The organism is Planktothrix mougeotii LEGE 06226, assembly GCF_015207485.1.
GTDB lineage: Bacteria > Cyanobacteriota > Cyanobacteriia > Cyanobacteriales > Microcoleaceae > Planktothrix.
This window is the reverse complement of sequence record NZ_JADEWU010000050.1, coordinates 1-17479: the sequence shown is the minus strand read 5'-3', so window position 1 is coordinate 17479 and position 17479 is coordinate 1. Positions and strand designations below refer to the sequence as shown.

Annotated in this window: 15 protein-coding genes and 1 tRNA gene; 8 read left to right on the top strand and 8 right to left on the bottom strand. The window is 39.3% G+C overall.

Going from position 1 to position 17479, the window contains the following annotated elements:
• Positions 1–60 precede the first annotated feature (60 nt).
• The gene (locus tag IQ236_RS18505; RefSeq protein ID WP_193870659.1) at positions 61–1443 is read left to right on the top strand and encodes an NB-ARC domain-containing protein; all 1383 of its coding nucleotides are present in this window, start codon (positions 61–63) and stop codon (positions 1441–1443) included.
• Between the two features lie 167 nt (positions 1444–1610).
• On the opposite strand, the gene IQ236_RS18500 is transcribed toward IQ236_RS18505, so the two are convergent.
• Positions 1611–2510 carry an alpha/beta fold hydrolase gene (locus tag IQ236_RS18500; RefSeq protein ID WP_193870658.1) on the bottom strand — a complete coding sequence of 300 codons (900 nt, stop codon included), beginning with the start codon at positions 2508–2510 and terminating at the stop codon, positions 1611–1613.
• A gap of 410 nt (positions 2511–2920) precedes the next feature.
• Between IQ236_RS18500 and IQ236_RS18495 the strand changes: the two genes are divergently transcribed.
• On the top strand, positions 2921–3394 hold the full coding sequence (locus IQ236_RS18495) for an ATP-binding protein (protein WP_193870657.1): 474 nt from the start codon (positions 2921–2923) through the stop codon (positions 3392–3394).
• 117 nt (positions 3395–3511) lie between these two features.
• On the opposite strand, the gene IQ236_RS18490 is transcribed toward IQ236_RS18495, so the two are convergent.
• A complete protein-coding gene (locus tag IQ236_RS18490; protein WP_193870687.1) occupies positions 3512–3790 on the bottom strand; it encodes a DUF6439 family protein in 279 nt (92 codons plus the stop codon).
• Between the two features lie 88 nt (positions 3791–3878).
• Here IQ236_RS18490 and IQ236_RS18485 point away from each other — a divergent pair, with 88 nt between their 5' ends.
• Entirely contained in the window at positions 3879–4265 is a 387-nt protein-coding gene (locus tag IQ236_RS18485) for a DUF2203 domain-containing protein (protein ID WP_193870656.1), read from the top strand.
• A 10-nt stretch (positions 4266–4275) separates the two neighbouring features.
• Here the strand turns inward: IQ236_RS18485 and IQ236_RS18480 are convergent.
• A tRNA-Thr gene (locus IQ236_RS18480) sits at positions 4276–4348 on the bottom strand.
• Between the two features lie 297 nt (positions 4349–4645).
• On the opposite strand from IQ236_RS18480, the gene IQ236_RS18475 reads away from it, so the two are divergent.
• Both IQ236_RS18475 and IQ236_RS18470 read left to right on the top strand, forming a co-directional pair.
• Positions 4646–4900: a ribbon-helix-helix domain-containing protein gene (locus tag IQ236_RS18475; RefSeq protein ID WP_193870655.1), complete on the top strand. Its 255-nt coding sequence runs from the start codon at positions 4646–4648 to the stop codon at positions 4898–4900.
• A 9-nt stretch (positions 4901–4909) separates the two neighbouring features.
• Positions 4910–5203 carry a type II toxin-antitoxin system RelE/ParE family toxin gene (locus tag IQ236_RS18470; protein ID WP_193870654.1) on the top strand — a complete coding sequence of 98 codons (294 nt, stop codon included), beginning with the start codon at positions 4910–4912 and terminating at the stop codon, positions 5201–5203.
• Between the two features lie 113 nt (positions 5204–5316).
• Here the strand turns inward: IQ236_RS18470 and IQ236_RS18465 are convergent, their stop codons facing one another.
• Positions 5317–8169, bottom strand: a complete 2853-nt coding sequence (locus tag IQ236_RS18465; RefSeq protein WP_228041731.1) for a tetratricopeptide repeat protein — start codon at positions 8167–8169, stop codon at positions 5317–5319.
• A 103-nt stretch (positions 8170–8272) separates the two neighbouring features.
• Positions 8273–9628 (bottom strand): tetratricopeptide repeat protein, encoded by a 1356-nt coding sequence (locus IQ236_RS18460; RefSeq protein ID WP_193870653.1) that lies wholly within the window; start codon positions 9626–9628, stop codon positions 8273–8275.
• Positions 9629–9769: 141 nt separating this feature from the next.
• Between IQ236_RS18460 and cofH the strand changes: the two genes are divergently transcribed.
• Entirely contained in the window at positions 9770–10912 is a 1143-nt protein-coding gene (gene cofH, locus IQ236_RS18455; protein ID WP_228041730.1) for a 7,8-didemethyl-8-hydroxy-5-deazariboflavin synthase subunit CofH, read from the top strand.
• 69 nt (positions 10913–10981) lie between these two features.
• On the opposite strand, the gene IQ236_RS18450 is transcribed toward cofH, so the two are convergent.
• A complete protein-coding gene (locus IQ236_RS18450; protein ID WP_193870652.1) occupies positions 10982–12538 on the bottom strand; it encodes a WecB/TagA/CpsF family glycosyltransferase in 1557 nt (518 codons plus the stop codon).
• Positions 12539–13136: 598 nt separating this feature from the next.
• Here IQ236_RS18450 and IQ236_RS18445 point away from each other — a divergent pair.
• Complete coding sequence (locus IQ236_RS18445; protein WP_193870684.1) at positions 13137–13754, top strand: class II aldolase/adducin family protein; 618 nt, start codon at positions 13137–13139, stop codon at positions 13752–13754.
• Positions 13755–13944: 190 nt separating this feature from the next.
• Here the strand turns inward: IQ236_RS18445 and IQ236_RS18440 are convergent, their stop codons facing one another.
• Positions 13945–14811 carry a DUF4231 domain-containing protein gene (locus tag IQ236_RS18440; RefSeq protein ID WP_193870651.1) on the bottom strand — a complete coding sequence of 289 codons (867 nt, stop codon included), beginning with the start codon at positions 14809–14811 and terminating at the stop codon, positions 13945–13947.
• A gap of 258 nt (positions 14812–15069) precedes the next feature.
• Here IQ236_RS18440 and IQ236_RS18435 point away from each other — a divergent pair, with 258 nt between their 5' ends.
• Entirely contained in the window at positions 15070–16158 is a 1089-nt protein-coding gene (locus IQ236_RS18435; protein ID WP_193870650.1) for a nucleotidyltransferase domain-containing protein, read from the top strand.
• Between the two features lie 119 nt (positions 16159–16277).
• On the opposite strand, the gene IQ236_RS18430 is transcribed toward IQ236_RS18435, so the two are convergent.
• On the bottom strand, positions 16278–17479 hold a 1202-nt coding region (locus tag IQ236_RS18430), incomplete at its 5' end, for a calcium-binding protein (RefSeq protein WP_265578696.1).

The following is a 17479-nucleotide window of genomic DNA, read 5'->3' as shown; positions in this document are numbered from 1 at the left end:
GGTTGACAAAGTAGAATCTTGTATAATATAATACAATATATCTCTTTTTTGTATCTACCCATGAAGAATAGTGAAGATGTGTTACAGTGGGCTAAAAATTTAATCCTTGCTCAAACAGGAGAAGATCTGACCGAGATACAAGAAGCGATTCTAACGGGTGTTTGGGAGGGGAAAAAATATCGTCAAATCTCTGAAGAATTTCATTGTGGTGAATCTCACATTAAAAAAGAAGCAGCTAAGTTATGGGAAAAGTTGGGTGAAGATTTGGGAGAAGATCTCAAGAAATTTAATTTTCGTTCTAAGGTAGAGAAAAAATATAGAGTTTCTCAAGTTTCTGATTCAGGCGACTGTTTATTACAAGAAATTGATATTAATATTTGTAATCAATTTATAAAAAATATTAAAAATACACAATCACGATCGCAATCTCCCCCAGAAACATCCCAAACCCAAAATCAATCAACAATCATAAACTTAATAGAAGCACCAGAATTAACAACCTTTTACAACCGCACCTCAGAATTAACCACCCTCAAACAATGGATATTAGAAGACCATACTCGCTTAATTACAATTTATGGATTAAGTGGAATTGGAAAAAGTGCGCTAACGGTTAAGCTGATAGAAGAAATTAATAGTGAGTTTGATTATATTATCTGGAAAAGTCTTAGTAATATTCCTACCCTTTCAACGCTACAAACCGAACTGAAAGCATCTTTTTCTCAATCTCAACAAACTCCCTTATCTACAGTTATTGATTATTTTCGTAACTCTCGGTGTTTACTGATTCTTGATGATATACAGAATATTTTTAAACCGGGTGAATTAGCAGGTCAATACTTCCCAGATTATGAAGATTATAGCAAATTTTTTAAACAAATTGCCACATTTTGCCATCAAAGTTGTTTAATTCTCCTGAGTTGGACAAAACCTAGAGAAATTGCTCCTTTAGAAGCCGAAAATAGACCTGTAAGAACTTTAAACCTTAAAGGGTTAGGAGAAGAAGCCATAGAAATTTTTAGAGAAAAACGATTAACCGATGAGGAAAACTGGTCAGAATTAATGACTCTGTATCAAGGTCATCCTTCCTGGTTAAATATTATTGCTGCAACCATTAACGAACTCTTTAATGGAAGTGTTGCTGAGTTTCTAGCCGATCAAAATGATCTGTATTTAGGGGATTTAGAACCGATTTTAAAAACTCATTTAGAGCGGTTAGCAGAATCAGAAAAACAAGTAATCTACTGGTTATCGACTCAAGATCAACCCGTCAATATTACCCAAAAACTGAATAATCTGGAATTATCTAAATCAGAATTTATGCAAGCCATACAATCCTTAATTCGACGAAATTTAATTGAAAAAGTTGAAGGAGGAGAGCGATCGCTATTTCTATTAAATCCAATTTTCCAACACTATATTAAACAGAAGCGAGGTTTTTGAAAAAGTGCGATCGCCTGCAGCTGGGCGGAGCCCATCGCTTCTTTTCTATCAATAAAAGCGATCGCACTGGGATTAGTATTTTCTGGTTTCTAGGTTCTACCTAGAAATAATATTCGGGTGGCTCTGCCATCTAAAATCAGAGGCTCTGCCTCTGATCAGACATTTAATTATACCTGCCTACTTAACACCCAAGACTGAATGATAGTATTGACTTGTTCAGGAACTTCATCATGGGGACAATGACCCGCCTTAAGAAAATATTCCTGTAATTGGGGATAATATTGATGAAACTTGCGACTGCGTTCTCGACAGTTCATCCAGGGATCACCTTCTCCCCAAATTAACAATAGAGGACAGCTTAACTGATTTAACAATACATCCACTTTTTCTCCTTGAGGACTTTTGAACACCGACGCAAACACCTGTGCCGCACCGGGATCACAGGAGGGACGATAAATCTCTTCCACTAATTGATCCGTAACCGTACTGGGATCAAGATAAACTTTCAATAGGGTTTTACGAATTATAGAACGGCGTCTTGTCCATTGGAAAATTAAAAAACTCACCCAATCTTGACGAAACAGCGATCGCATCGTTTGAGACACCATTTTTTTCCATAAAGGAAGTTCAGGACGGGGATCAGTCTCCGTAAAGGGCCCCGCACTGTTGAGTAAAATAACACCTTTGGCTGTTGATGGACATTGGGACGCAACACAGAGGGACCCATACCCCCCTAGGGAATTTCCGGCTAAAATTACAGGCTGACCGATCACCTCTGTAATAAAGTCGTGCAGTTGATCTCGCCACAGTTGACCACTATATTCGACCTTGGGTTTTCCAGACCGACCAAACCCTAATAAATCAATCGCCCAGACTTCAAAATCCGATTGTAACCCTTGTATATTTTTACGCCAGTGATCCGTAGAAGCCCCGAACCCATGAACCAGCAGCAGAGGGGGACGTTGGGGATGGTGTTCACCCACACGCACATAGTAAATCAATTGATCCCGCCATTGCCAATATTGTCCGGGGATCACGTCAGAGGGGAGTGTTGGGGTTGTGATCATGTTGCTTTATAAAGGAATATTAAGTTACATTAATAATATTAACAAAAACCAGAGAAGCGGAATTGACTCTTTAGTCTTCTGTATCAATAGCTACTAATTTTTATTCTTTAGATAAACACAGAAGAGTTATTTTGTCATTCTCATCAACACTGCAATCTAAGTCCTCTCTTGGCTTGTTTTCTTCAAAATCCCTTGATTTCTCTAGGGTTTAGCTTGTTTGTAATTCATTTATAATACAAAAATATACACTATTTTTCAAAATTAATTGTGTTTTTTCTTATTCTTTTGGTAATCTAATGAATGAACGGGTACTCACGCTCACCCACTCAGATTAAATTCCATAGCAGGAGAGAATTTACAACTATGCAGGGTGTGAGGTTTATCCACCACGTTGCCAGGGAGTTTTCCGTGTGATTGCTTTAACATCGCGTCCGGTTAAACGAAACTGGGTCACTATTAGCTTTGCTTCTACGTTGTATCTCTGTCCAATTTTGGACTTGCTTCTGGCTGACATTCCAGACCTGTTGCAAGCCGAAATTCGCCTGGGACTACAAGAAGCACTTGTGAATGCTGCCAAGCATGGCAACAAGCTAGACCCCAGTAAAACAGTCGTCGTCCGCTTTAGTCTAATTCAAGATCATTGCTGGTGGATTATATCAGATCAGGGTTGTGGTTTTAAACCGCCTTGTAAATGTCAATTACAGGACGAGGTTGATTATGAACCCGAAATCCAAGATTCTGATTTACCCCATGACGAACACGAATGTGGACGAGGGTTGTATATTCTTTATCAAATTTTTGATCGTGTGCAATGGAATCGAACGGGAACGGAACTCACGTTATGCAAGAAAATGATAACACCCTATGAACAACAGGATTGGTAACAGGTTTTAGACCTTAAAATCAGTCACAATAACCTTGTTCATAGCAAGTTTAGATCTCACCTGGATTTTAATGGTCTTTGTGTTTGTATGTCCAATCTTAGAGGACGTTGGTGAGGCTTACGACCGCTTTTTGGAAGTTGTTCCATGGGTGGGACAAGGAGGGGCTGTAATCTTTCGTTCTAGCCAGCCAACCGCTTGATTTAACCGAGGGATCACTTCTTGTGGCTGATTTTTGAGTAAAAAGACTAAGGCGGCGGCTAAATGTTCCCCAGCGCGAGCATTGCCATTTGACTTGAGGCGGTGCCAGTCTCGTTCGGGGATGGCTAATCGTTCTGCTAGGGCTTGAGCGAGTTCTAATGTGCTATACTCGCTGAGACTAGCTGTGCGGGGACTCATCTGAGGGTCTGAAAGGTCGGGGGTTTGGGAAGGGAGGTTAGTCATAAGGATAATTTTAATGGCGGGGTGAATTCGGTCTTGTATTATTATGCCAAGTCAATCATCATCTCAACCACCCTCACCGAATAATTTGACTGAGGATGGAAATCAAGACATTGAACAGGGGTTAGCAGAGGTTGAACAATCTCTGATAGATCTTAAAGCTCGATTAACCCAAATTCAACAAGATGAACAACGTCGAATTGAATTGAAAAACCGCATTGATGAAGTTATTCCTCAAATTCGTCAAACCAAGTCGCAACAATTGAAAGACGAATTGAAACAGTTAAAAACCCAGTTAGAAACCTTAGAATTTAATTTAGAAAGTCGTTTAGTGACTTGGGGAAGTTTCAAGGAACCTTTTTGGCAAGCTGTTCGTTTTGGGGGGTTAGGAATTGTGATCGGTTGGGTGTTAAAATCTTGTTCAGGGGGTTAATAAATTTAAAAGCTGCTTATCGGACTTGAACCGACGACCTGTTCATTACGAGTGAACCGCTCTACCAACTGAGCTAAAGCAGCAAAAAAGCAATATTCAGTACAATAGTACATTATAGCAAAACTTAATTGCAAGTGTCAAGTTTTTTTAGGCAAACCAGAGAAACTTAATCAGGACTTACGCATTCGGGATGAGTGAGCGAGACGCTCACACTACAGATAGCGTAACACGACTTAATTTGCTGGATATGTAGTGCGTTGGCGAAGTCGTGCGTCAGCACTGCCTCCGGCTCGCTGTTGCATCTTGCGTAAGTCCTACTGAAGTTATTGATGAGAAATTAGGTTAGCTATGATAGGGATGAACCCTGTTGCAACACCAAAATGAGCATTAATCTCACCTCTGACCAAGAACAATTTATTCAAATTCAACTGGAATCTGGGAAATATCAAACCCCTGAACAAGTCATCTCAACTGCGTTGTGGCTACTAGATGAATGGCAAAGGGCTGAGGCAGAATGGTCTAAAGATGTGGCTGATAAAATCGATGCTGCTGTATCCGCCACAGAAGAACATCCTCCCCTTGATGGTGAAACTTTTATCAATGGGATTTTAGAACGGTTTAAACCAAACTATTAAGATGCAACGATGAGTCGCTATGTTATCAACATTCTAGCCAGCCATGACCTCAACGAGATTGCTGAGTATTTTGCTAACAACAACGTAGAAGCAGGAGAGCAGTTTTTCCAAGAGTTTAATCGCTGCTGTCAACAATTGGTAAATTTTCCTAATTCTGGTAAAAGTTATGCAGAAATTCGTCCCTATCTCCGAGGATTATCATTCAAGGGTTATATTATTTTTTACCGAGTTTTAGATGATGGGGTTGAGATCTTACGAGTTTTGAGTGGTCGGCGGAACTTTACCACTTTTTTTCGGGGATAAATATTGTCTCTAAAAATAAGCGATCGCTATTCATAATAATGAATGATTAACCATAGGGATGACGAAAGTTGCCCCTATGTTTTTGTGCTTCTGTTCTGTGTGAATTAATTTTTTCAACCTCTCCCTAACTGCCGCAACCACCGCCAAAAACGACGAATTTGGATGTTTAACCAATGCCAAAAACCCTGAGATTGAGGGGCAGACAAGGGAGACGGTGAGGTTAATTGTTGAATAGCATTATCGCACTTTTGCACATCGGCATCAAGTCCCAGATTTTGATACAATTCACGGGCATTTCGATAAGCACCCAGGGAATCTTCAGTCCTGTTAATTTTACCCAAGGATTCCCCTAAGTTCGCCCAAAAAATTGCTTGATATTGAGGATTTTCTAATTGAATCGCTAAAGCTTTCTGATAATACTGAATTGCTATCTGATAGTTGTCTAAATGTTGGTAGGCTTCCCCTAAATTATTCAGAGAGATTGCCTCACCTATTTTATAGCCGATTTCCTGTGAAATTTCTAAGGATTTCTCATGGAAATTGATCGCCTGTTGGTATTGTCCTAATGAATGGTAAGCACTGCCTAAATTCCCCAGAGAGTTAGCAACGCCACTGCGATCGCCAATTTCCTGTTGAATTTCTAAGGATTGCTGATAGAAATCAAGGGCTTGTTGGTATTGCCCTAATGAATTGTAAGCATTGCCCAAAGATGTTAAAGCTGCACCAAATTGCCAGTTTTCATCTTCCCCTTCAGGTTGCCAATTTTCAGCTAACTGATCATATAACTCAACGCGAGTTGAATTATAACCGCTTAGATTCAAAAAGTTATCAACATCATCATAATCAGTACGGCTATAAATAGTATCAAACGCTAAAGAATATTGCCCTAACTGACAGCAATGATAAAAAATCTGTAAATACTCATTCACATCATCTAAAGTTTGCCATTGCTGCCGAGGTTTTAAGCGATTTTGATAAAAGTCAATTGCCTTTAAATGGGCTGCGGTTTGTTCCCCGGCTTTATGCTTTAAATACGCTAAAATGACGAGTTGAAAACTCCAGAGACGGTTCTCGCTTTCCAATAACCAAGATTGCCTGGTCAACTGCCGCAAATCTTGCTGAATTTCTGCCGTTGTTTTCTCCAACCCCGACATCGCTAATGCTATCTCTGCATCAAACTCACCCCGCAATACCGTCACGGCTGTTAACAGGGTTTTCAATTCTTCAGTTAAACGTTGATAACTAACATCCAAAACCGCCACAATTCCTACTTCCCTTTGACGGTGATTTCCCTTAACATCGGGATGGGTGAGTAACTGCTGTAAATTCTCTAATCCTAATTCTTTTAATCGTTCTAACCGAGGATTTTGGGGCGAATCATCTATTAATAAATCCGCCACTAACCGCAATAACAACGGATACCCGTCAACTAATCGGGAAAAAGCCTTTAATTCCCCTTGATTATTTTTTATTCCCTTCTCTTGCAAAAACGCTGCCCCTTCCGTTTCTGCAAAACCTGCTAAAGGTATCCAATGATTAAACCCCCGAATATTCGGACGTTCCCGTGTGGTGACAATGATCGCACTCTCGCTTCTTTTATTCGTCCAACTTCTAAAAAACTCATCATAAAAACTACCCGTTGCAAACTCATTCTCCTGTAACAAGGTTTCTAAATTATCAAATACTAATAAACATTTCGTTTGCTGTAAACAACTAATTAACGCCTGAACAAACTCCGTTTCCTGTTGGGGAATTGGAAAATTAAAATACTCTAAAACCTTGCGCGCCACTTCGGTAAAAACTGCCCCCGTACTTACATCCGCCCAATAGCTGCAATATTCCGTTTTTAATTCATCAAATACCTTCGCCGCTAAACTGGTTTTTCCTAACCCTCCCGTTCCCTCAATTCCCATTAAGGTAATCTCTGGATCTCGTATCCAGTTTATTAATTGTTTAATCTCTTCTCCTCGCCCCTGCCAACAGGTACAAACCCCGCTATAATTTCCCCCAATTAATACCCCAACTATGGGTTTAGTGTGTAGAATTTCCTTAATATCATCAATATCTTGAATAATTTCCCCTAACCGTTCATTAACTCCCGAAAACCCGGCTCGAATTTCCTCTAAAATCTCCTGTTTTGCTGCTTCCAACACCACCGCAAAACCCGATTCTACCTGCTGCATTAATTGACAAAAAAATTCCTGTTGTTGGCTGTCAGAATCCTTGACAATTTGCTCAAAATATGCTTTAATTTCAGTTATCTGTTCGGTAGAAAAATCCCCCCGTTCTGCTGATAAGGCTGCAATTTCTCCCATTAAACTTAAAGACATCGCAGCATAAGCTTTTCCGCCCTTCTCCGCATCTTGTTTTAAAACTTCCCGTAACGCCTGGGGAAACATTTGATGCAGTTTAAAGGCAATAGTCGAATACCAATAATCGGGAAAATCCGTTTTTGCAGTTGTCGCTAAAGCGTTAACAATCTCTAACCAAACCTCTTTTGTTAATGCCGTAACCGTTGCAAAATCCTCAACTTTATTCGACATTAACTTAACTAATTCTGTCTCTGGAATTTGTAAGAAAACCTTGTCAGAAGTCTCCGGTAAAGAAACCTTCAACCATTCTTTTTCAGTTGTTAATGCTAAGGTCTTTAAATTTTTCTGAACCGTTTGATCAATTCCTTCAATTTCTGCCAAATTGAGAATCACCAAAGCAATAGCCGCCCCCGTTGCTTTTGCTAAATCATGGTTGGTTTTATCCTGGGTTTCGAGTCGTTTGGCTAACTCTCCCATATCATTCGCCACCAACCCCCCAAACACACCTGCAACCATACCCGATAAGGTAGAAATAATCGCAGGTGCGGCTGTTCCTGCTATGATGGCTGTAAGGGTTGGGCAGAGTGTCGCCCCAACTAAAATTCCACCAAATAACGCGAGACGAGAGGCAGTTTGTCCAGGGATTAGGGACATTTTGGGTAAATTAGTTCTCAATTGATGAGATTATAGCAAGTCAACCCGGTTTCTTAACAGACCAATCTCGACCATGAAACAGCCCTACCGTCCCGCGTCCCCTTCACACCCCACCTTCTTGTTTTTTCTGTACTGAGTCAATACTACGCTGGGTTTCTTGAACAGCTTTTTGATTTCCAGTTTGTTGGAGAATTGCTAAGGCTTCTTTCCAGGTTTGTAAGGCTTGGGGATAGTTTCCTAAGCGTTCATAAACTTGTCCAATATTATTTAAAGTTGTCCCGATTTCGGGTTTATTATTGAGGGTTTGATAAATAGATAAAGCTTTTTGATAAGCTTCTAAGGCTTGGGAATATTGACCTTGACTATAATAAACACTACCTAAACTATTAAAAGCAGTGCTTAAATTTCCTTGATCATTAGCCAGTTTTGCAAAATCAATTGCTTTTTGATAAGACATTAAAGCTTGATCAGATTGTTTAAGTTTTTCCTGAATTTCACCGATTAAATGATGAACTTTGGCTGCACTCCCATGATCTTCTATTCGGGTCATTAATTCTGAAGCTTGTTTAAAATAAACTAACGCTTGAGAATCCTCTCCTAACTGACGATATAATAACCCAATATTACTCAATAATCGTCCAACTCCAGCTTGATCTCCAATTTGGCGACGGAAGGCTAATGCTTGTTGATAAATCTCTAAAGCTTTTTGAGTATCTCCCTGAATTAAATACAAAGCTCCTAAATTATTTAACGTGCGACTAAGATCCCGTTTATCTCCAACTTCTTCCCGAATAGTTCGAGCTTGTTGATAGAATTTTAACGCTTGATCATATTGTTTTAATGTGGTATAATCAGAGGCTAAATTATGGAAAGATTCGCCAATATTTACTCGATCATTAATCGATTGGGCAATTTCTAACGCTTCTTGATGTAATTTTAAAGCGTCTGAGACTTTATTTTGATCGCGATAGATAAATCCAATTAAATTTAAACTGCGACTAATTCCACTTTGATAGTCTGGGTTCTTGTTTTCGGCTTGTTGATTTAATTGTCGATAGGAATTAAGGGCTTTTTGTAAAACGTTTAAAGCTTCTGCATCATTGCCTAAATTACTATAAACTTCCCCAATATAAGTGAGAGTCTCGGCAATTTCAGCTTGTTTTCCTTGTTGTTCTTGCTGTTGTAAAACAGTTTGAAACGTTGCTAAGGCTTCTGGAAATGATCCTTGACGAAATTGCTCAATTCCACTTTCAAATAAAGCCTTAACATTAGGCTGATTAGGGGTTTGAGCCAATGTCACGGTTGATTGTCCGAAGGCGAAATTAAAAGGAGGTGCATGAAGCAGAAACCAACTGATTCCTATACTCAGGGAAACTTGCAACACCCCGGCACTAGCCGTTAAAATACTAAAGGGTCTGAATAAAAATAACCTGTTTTGAAACAATAACAACTTGTTCATGGCGATATTTTCAGCGTAAATAGCAAGATTCTGAGGAAAATCGGGAAGTCGGGAAAGAGACAGAAGATTAACTCTGTTTCCAGTTTACCCATCCTTCCTGTCGAGAACGATGAAAGTCACTTTTTCACATATTGATCAATTATGATACTAAATTTAACGGCTGATACCATTCTTAACCATGCTATTGCTGGAGATGATTTATCCCCAGAGGAAGGGGTGGTTTTGCTTCAGCAAACTGACCCAGCAATTATTGAGAATATTCGGCTGGTGAGTGATACCTTGCGATCTCAAAAAGTGGGGGAAACCGTTACTTATGTGATTAATCGCAATATTAATTTTACAAATATTTGTGAACAGCATTGTAGTTTTTGTGCGTTTCGTCGAGATGCTGGAGAAGAAGGAGCGTTTTGGTTAGAACTAAATCAAATTTTAGAAAAAGCGGCTGAGGCGGTTCAACGGGGTGCGACGGAAATTTGTATGCAGGGTGGGTTAAACCTGGAAGCAAAAATTCATGGGAAATCCTTACCCTATTATCTCCATTTAATTCAAGCCCTTAAAACTCAGTTTCCCCACCTCCATCTTCATACTTTTTCTCCTCAAGAAATACAATTTATTGCCAGAGAAGATCATCTCTCTTATGCCGATGTCATGATAGCATTACGGGATGCTGGAGTCGGTTCTATGCCGGGAACGGCTGCGGAAATTTTAGATGATTCTGTCCGAAAAATCATCTGTCCTGAAAAAATTAATACCGCGACTTGGTTAGAAATTATTGAAACAGCCCATCGTCTCGGTATTCCCACCACCAGCACAATGCTATCGGGTCATATTGAAACGCCTCAACAGCAAATGCACCATTTACAACAGTTGCGATCGCTCCAACAAAAAGCCATTGAACAGGATTATCCCGCTAGAATTACAGAATTTATTGTCTTACCCTTTGTGGGAGAAACTGCTCCGGCTCCCTTGCGGCGACGAGTGGGACGGGATCAACCGATTTTAGCGGATACCTTATTATTAACGGCCGTGGCTCGAATTTTTCTCGGTCATTATATCCCTAACCATCAACCCAGTTGGGTGAAATTAAGTTTAGAAGGAGCAACGGAAGCCTTGCGATGGGGATGTAATGATATTGGGGGAACCTTAATGGAAGAACACATTACCACGATGGCGGGAGCCAAAGGAGGAACCTGTATGGAACCGGAAACCTTAGAAAAAGCGATCGCGTCCTTGGGGCGTCCCTATCAACAACGAGATACCCTCTATCACTATCATTCCCGATAAAAAAGACTCGCTGAGATGACTGTTAATCTCTCTCAACGAGCCTCAAGGACACAACAGAAACTTAACAATTTATGCCACTAAAGAATCTTCAAATTCTTGAGTTAAATAATCCAGTACCGTATCCAGGGTTTGCTGTTTGACCCACCCTTTCATCACCGCAATTTCTCCAAACCGGAGTTTTAATTCATTTTGTTCTTCGAGAATTAAATTAATTTGGGATTCATCGAGCAATTTAGCTTTGCAGAGATAATAACCCAAGGGATGCCGATGTTGGGTCTGTTCCAATTGCGGCAAATAATCAGCAAAGAAATCAATGGTGTCTTGTTCTAACCATCCCAACTCAACGACAAAATCACCAAATCGTTTACCGGGTTCTTGTTTTTGTCGTTCTAAAATGGTGTGAACTTGATCACCCGACAGTAACCCGGCTTTTCGTAAGATTTCACCCAAGAAGGGAGACTCCCAATTAATAAATTCTTGTTGGGTTAAATAATCCAGTACCGTATCCAGGGTTTGCTGCTTAACCCACCCTTTCATTACCGCAATTTCCCCAAACCGGAGTTTTAATTCCCGTTGTTCTTCGAGAATGAAATTGATTTGGGATTCATCAAGCAATTTAGCTTTATAGAGATAATAACCTAAAGGATATCGTTGTTTTGATAACCCTAACTGCGGTAAATAATCGGCAAAGAAATCAATCGTTTCCCCTTCCAACCATCCCAACTCAACAACGAAATCGCCAAATCGTTTTTCAGGTTGTTGGGTTTGCAATTCCAAAACAGTCTTAACTTGGTCAGCAGACAATAAGCCCGCTTTTTGTAAGAGTTGTCCTAAGCGGGGAGATTCCCAATTGACAAATTCTTCTCGGGTGGAAAATGGAGGTGTATAGAGTTTTAACTTTTGTAATAACAGTAACCAAAAGAAAGGAAGATCCTCAATCAGATACCGTTTCCATAAACGTTTGGGTTCCGAAAACAAGCGGTGTAACCATTCCACACCCATATTACTCATCCATTGGGGGGAGCGACCTTTTTCCCCTGCTTCAAAGTCAATTGTTGCACCAATCGCTAAAAATACCTTAATATTTTTGAGTTGACTGCGGTATTTAGCAATCCATTTTTCTTGCTTAGGTGCTCCTACACCAATGGCTAATACGGTAGCTCCAGAGTGATTAATCCGATCAATAATCCGTTGGCATTCTACCTCATCTTTTTCAAAGCCAAAGGGAGGGGAATAAGACTCGATAATCATTTTCCGCCCCACCTTTTTATTAATGTTTTCCTGGGCGCGTTGAGCAACTCCCTCAGCGGCTCCCATCAAGAAAATTGTTACTTTTTCATGATTTTTATAATACTCATAGAAGGCTGGAAATAAGTCCGAGCCCGAAATTTTTTCTTTGATGGGCTGACCTAAAAATTTAGAGGCATATATCAAGATCTTACTATCACAAACCCGGTAGGTTGAAGCTTGGTAGATACCATAAAAGTCCGGGTCTTTCTGTAATTTCATTAAGTGATCGACATTAGGGGTAAAAACGACACCGCCCCTGGAACCTAACCGTTTAAGAAGTTGGGTTTTGGAGATATTATTAATCGGAAGATTGAGGATGTTGATGTCGTTAGCCATAGCGCTTTTCTGTCCTGTTTTAAAAAATAGTCTATTAACTTAGTTCTGGCGAAAGTTGAATTAACGTTATACCACAACGCTCAACTGGGCCATCGGCTAAAGCATGATTATCATATTAGAGCGAGGTGCTGACTTCTATTGAGCAGTTAGCATTTGTTTCCCTTCTGTTCTCTCGACTTTGCCAACCGTTTCTTTGACTCAGGGACTTAGCTCTCATCCGTCGCTGATTCATCAATGTAGCTATATAGAGGAATGAAGGTTTACTACTCGATAGCGGTGTTAAGGGGGAGGATGGAATTTTGAATGCTTAGATTTTACAACAAAACAGCCCAAAAATACGAGATCTTTTTGTAAAACTTCAAATTAATCTCTGTAAAGATTTTGTAAAGGCTAGATTCCGAACCCCTATAGTTGACTCAAAATCAATATTCAGATCAAAAATAGTTTGACATCGCAGCACCCAGAGTAAATACTTATTCCTCTGGATGGAGCCCCTTTCCCATCAACCTTGAATTACTGCTACAAATGAAGATTCATTCCTCAAGTTATTGCTAAAATACTAAAGCAAGTTGCATTTTCCACTGAGAGGTTCCCGATGATGGATGAAGGTGTTGTGAAATATTCCTGTGAATGTATCCCAGGAGAAAACGTTGCGGTTGAATTGATAGCTTCTTTAATGAAATGGCGGGATCATATTCATGAATTAGGATTGATTGGTGTCTATGAAAATGGTATTGGATTTGGCAATATTAGCATCCGTATTGCCAATAGTTTACAATTTATTATTTCTGGCAGTCAAACGGGACATTTAGCTAAACTTAATCCCGATCATTATACTGTTGTTACTGAGTTTAATATTGAACACAATCATCTCACCTGTTGTGGGCCAATTCAAGCCTCATCCGAGTCCTTAACCCATGCTGCAATTTATAGTTATGAACCGAATATTAATGCCATTATTCATGTTCATCACCCCCAACTGTGGCGAAAGTTATTAAATCAGGTTCCCACCACTCGCAAAGACGTTCAATATGGAACCCCCAAAATGGCACAAGAAATGTTTAGATTATTTGAGGAAGAAAATTTAAGGGAAAAGAAAATATTAGTTATGGCTGGACATGAAGATGGATTTCTAACCCTGGGGAAAGACTTAAACGAAGCGGGAGAAATATTACTGAAATATTATCATTCTTTCCTGAGAGGCTCACACTCTTAATCTACCCATAACCGCAACAAAAAGGTAATACTAGCAGGAGGTATACAGCTTAATTCTCACAATTTGAAGCTTGAAATAAATATTCATCAAATTCTTTTAAAGATGAGTTTCTATTAATTGTTGTTCTGTTCATTGATCAAAAAACCCGCCTAAGCGGGTTGATTTCCTAGGATTAAACAAGGAACGTAAATTAAGCTTTAGTTGGGGGAGTTACTTCTATACTAGGAGTTGAATCCGGGGGTTGTTCTTGTTTTTTCTCACTAGCAGATTGAACTTGTTTCAAATGAATCGTATTCACCTGAACAATAAAGTTTTCAATTGCTCTTTGAGCTTTTTTAGAGAGTTGAGCATCTTCCATCGCATCATATTGATACAGGGTACTCACTCCTAAGATAAATTTCTCCTGTTCCGCTTCTAATAATTCCACAGCAGTATTCGCCGCTACCCAATTTTCTTGAAAGGGAAAAGAGGTGACAATACTCGCAACAATAGCTGCAATTGCTGGACAAATTACAGGCAACCATTTTAACCAAGATACCCCAGCTTCTAGTTTATCCACTAACACTAAAATAGGGGTGACACCCGATAAAACAATCGTGGCAGTTTGTGAAACATAGTAAATACTGCGGCAGTCTCTTCGGGTCTTTTTATAGTCATCAATTAACTCCTGAGCATATTCTAATGCTTGGATTCTCGCGGCGGTAATCACCGAGTTATCCATAGGATTATTTTCACCTATTAAATTACTGCTTAAAATCGTATACAGTGCAGCATTTTTCTTCATTTTGGAGAGTTTGTCTGCCTGTTGATAGTTCTGAAAAACTTGTCGGTTAATTAAGAACAAACAAATCCAGGTTGCTGCTAAAATAATTTCATAGATTTTAGCGACTTGCAACTCAGAAACAAAAATGTTAATGAAAGCTGCACCTACAAAACCCGCTAAGGAAAAATACTCAACAACTTTTAGCAACAGTAGGAGGGTGGAGTTGGGTGAACTGGAAGAATCCTCAAGGGTACTGATCATCGACGCTGGGTTCGTCTCTACACTATTAGTCATGGCTTAAAGGCTAACGGAATAAGCAAAACAATTTTAATTTATATCATACACCCTCTGGAAGGGTAAAATTTTTAAATGATCTCAGAAATGAGAATACTGTTTCAGCAGTCGAAACCTGATCAAAAGCTCTATAGTTAGTTAAATTTTATGGGTTCTTGACAATTTGGCGTTAATATACTACACTTATATTACATAATAAGATCACCGGAGGGAAATTGGTGGAAATCTTGCCTATCAATTCTTGATTACAAACCTATTATGAACCGTTTAGAGATTGAAAACCGTACTATTTTACTCGCCTTAACAGGTTCCAGAGGCTATGGACTGGCAACAACCACCTCAGATTATGATTATCGTGGGGTTTTTATTGCTACAAAGCCCTATTATTTAGGATTTAGCTTAATTGAACAAAAAGATACAGGATGGACAGATGAACCAACCGATAAATTCTCTTTTTTGTCAAAAGATACCTGTTTGTATGAATTAAAAAAGTTTCTGAAATTATCAGTAGATAATAACCCTAATATTTTAGAATTATTATGGTTTAAAGACTATGTATATCTAACAGAAATTGGGAAAAAGCTGAGACAGAATCGCCAGATTTTCTTATCTAAAAAAGTAAAACAAACCTATTCTGGCTATGGCTATGCTCAAATTAAAAAGTTAGAATCCCATCGCCATTGGTTGTTGAATCCTCCCACTCATAAACCGACTGCGGCAGAATTTGGCTTAGTCGATACACCGCCGTTAACGGTTAGTCAAATGAATAGTTTTTTAGAATATTTGTATGGGTTAGTGCGCGATCGCATTGAATTTTTAGAACCCGCCAAAGAACTGTATCAGTTGTTAACGGCTGATATTGATTTTAAAGGAATTTTAAAACAATATCCCTTACCGGAAGACACCTTAGAAACAACCCAAAAATTAGCCAATTCTTCTCAAGATTATATTCAATTGTTGCAAAAAAGTCAACAATATCAACGCGCTTGTCGAGAATATAAACATTATCAAGATTGGCAAAAAAATCGCAATCCTGAACGAGCTAAAATGGAAGCTAAAGTTGGATATGATTGTAAATTTGCGATGCAAGCCATTCGCTTATTAAAAACAGGAATTGAGATTTTACAAACTCAATCTTTAATCGTTGATCGTCGAGAAGCGGGAGATGCAGAGGAATTATTAGCCATTAAAAAAGGGAAATACAGCTATGATGAAGTCATGGTTATGGCTAAAAGTTTGTATCAAAAATTGGATGAAGCCGAGGAAAATTCCACGTTACCCAAACAAGTCAATGGGGAAACTGTGAATCAACTTTGTATTGAATTAGTTTCTCAGCAGGGATTTTAAAAGGGTGTGTTGACTGTAGCAATTCGGTACAGGAATCTCCACCCAAGAGCTATAGCACTACTTGAAGAGGGAACACCGAACAGTAAGAAGTGAAAGGGTTTGCTGGATTTAGAAATGTCCTAACTATAATGCGTAGCGCTATATATGCTTTGATTAATATTAGAAATTCCGGTTAATATGGCTAAGGTTTGACCTTGATTTTGAACCTGTAATGCGCCATTATTAATCGTGAAATTCAATTGTTCAAAGGTTAATCCGTCTGTGAGCACTAAAACATCTTGACCTTGTGTAAAATCCGTAATCAGTTGTTGACCCTGAACCTCAATTAAAAACAAATCGTTTCCTTGACCCCCTGTTAAAGTATTATTGCCATTTCCTCCTCCTAAAATATCATCCCCATTTTCGCCAAAAATGCGATCATTTCCTTCCCCTCCCATTAATGTATCCTGATCAGAACCGCCATGCAGGGTATCATTTCCCGCTTCACCATGAATAATATCCTGTCCTTCATTTCCACTCAGAAAATCATCCCCATTTCCCCCACATAATTCGTCGTTATCCTCGCCATTCGTAACGGTGGTTTTCGTTGCAGTCCCGCCATAAAGGGTGTCGTTTCCCTCTCCTCCACACAGGGTATCTTTCCCTAAATCTCCATAAAGTTCATCGGCATCCTCATCCCCAAAAACTTGATCATCTCCTTTCCCCGCATTGAGTTTATCGCTTCCAAAACCGCCACTGAGAGTATCATGATTCCCATTTCCAAATATTAGATCAACTCCCTCTCCTCCAAATAATAAATCCTGTCCGGGGGGGTTCTCAAATTTAGGTTCGTTGGTATCGCCAATGACAGTATCATCTCCTAAGTCTCCTATGAGGGTATCATTTCCTAAATCGCCATAAATTAGATCGTTATTTTTCCCCCCAAAAATAGCATCGTTATCTTTACCGCCATAAAGTTTATCTGCACCTTCACTGGCGTTAAGATAGTCTAATCCTTGATTTCCAAATAGTACATCTATTTCATTCGGTTTCCCGGTGCTACTCTTAATTCCTTGACCTCCATAAACATTATCATCCCCATTTTTTCCATAGACTTCATCACTTCCTACTCCACCAAATAAGACATTTTTTTTGTCATCTCCTTGTAATTGATCATTGCTATCACTACCATTAATTGTATCTTCCCCAGCATTGGGAATAATATTATTAATTGTTGGAGGAGTTAAGGGATTACAACCACACTCAGGATTGAGATTTAAGTTAATATTAGGAATGGGTTCGGGTGTGGGTTCGGGTGTGGGTTCTGGGGTGGGTTCTGGGG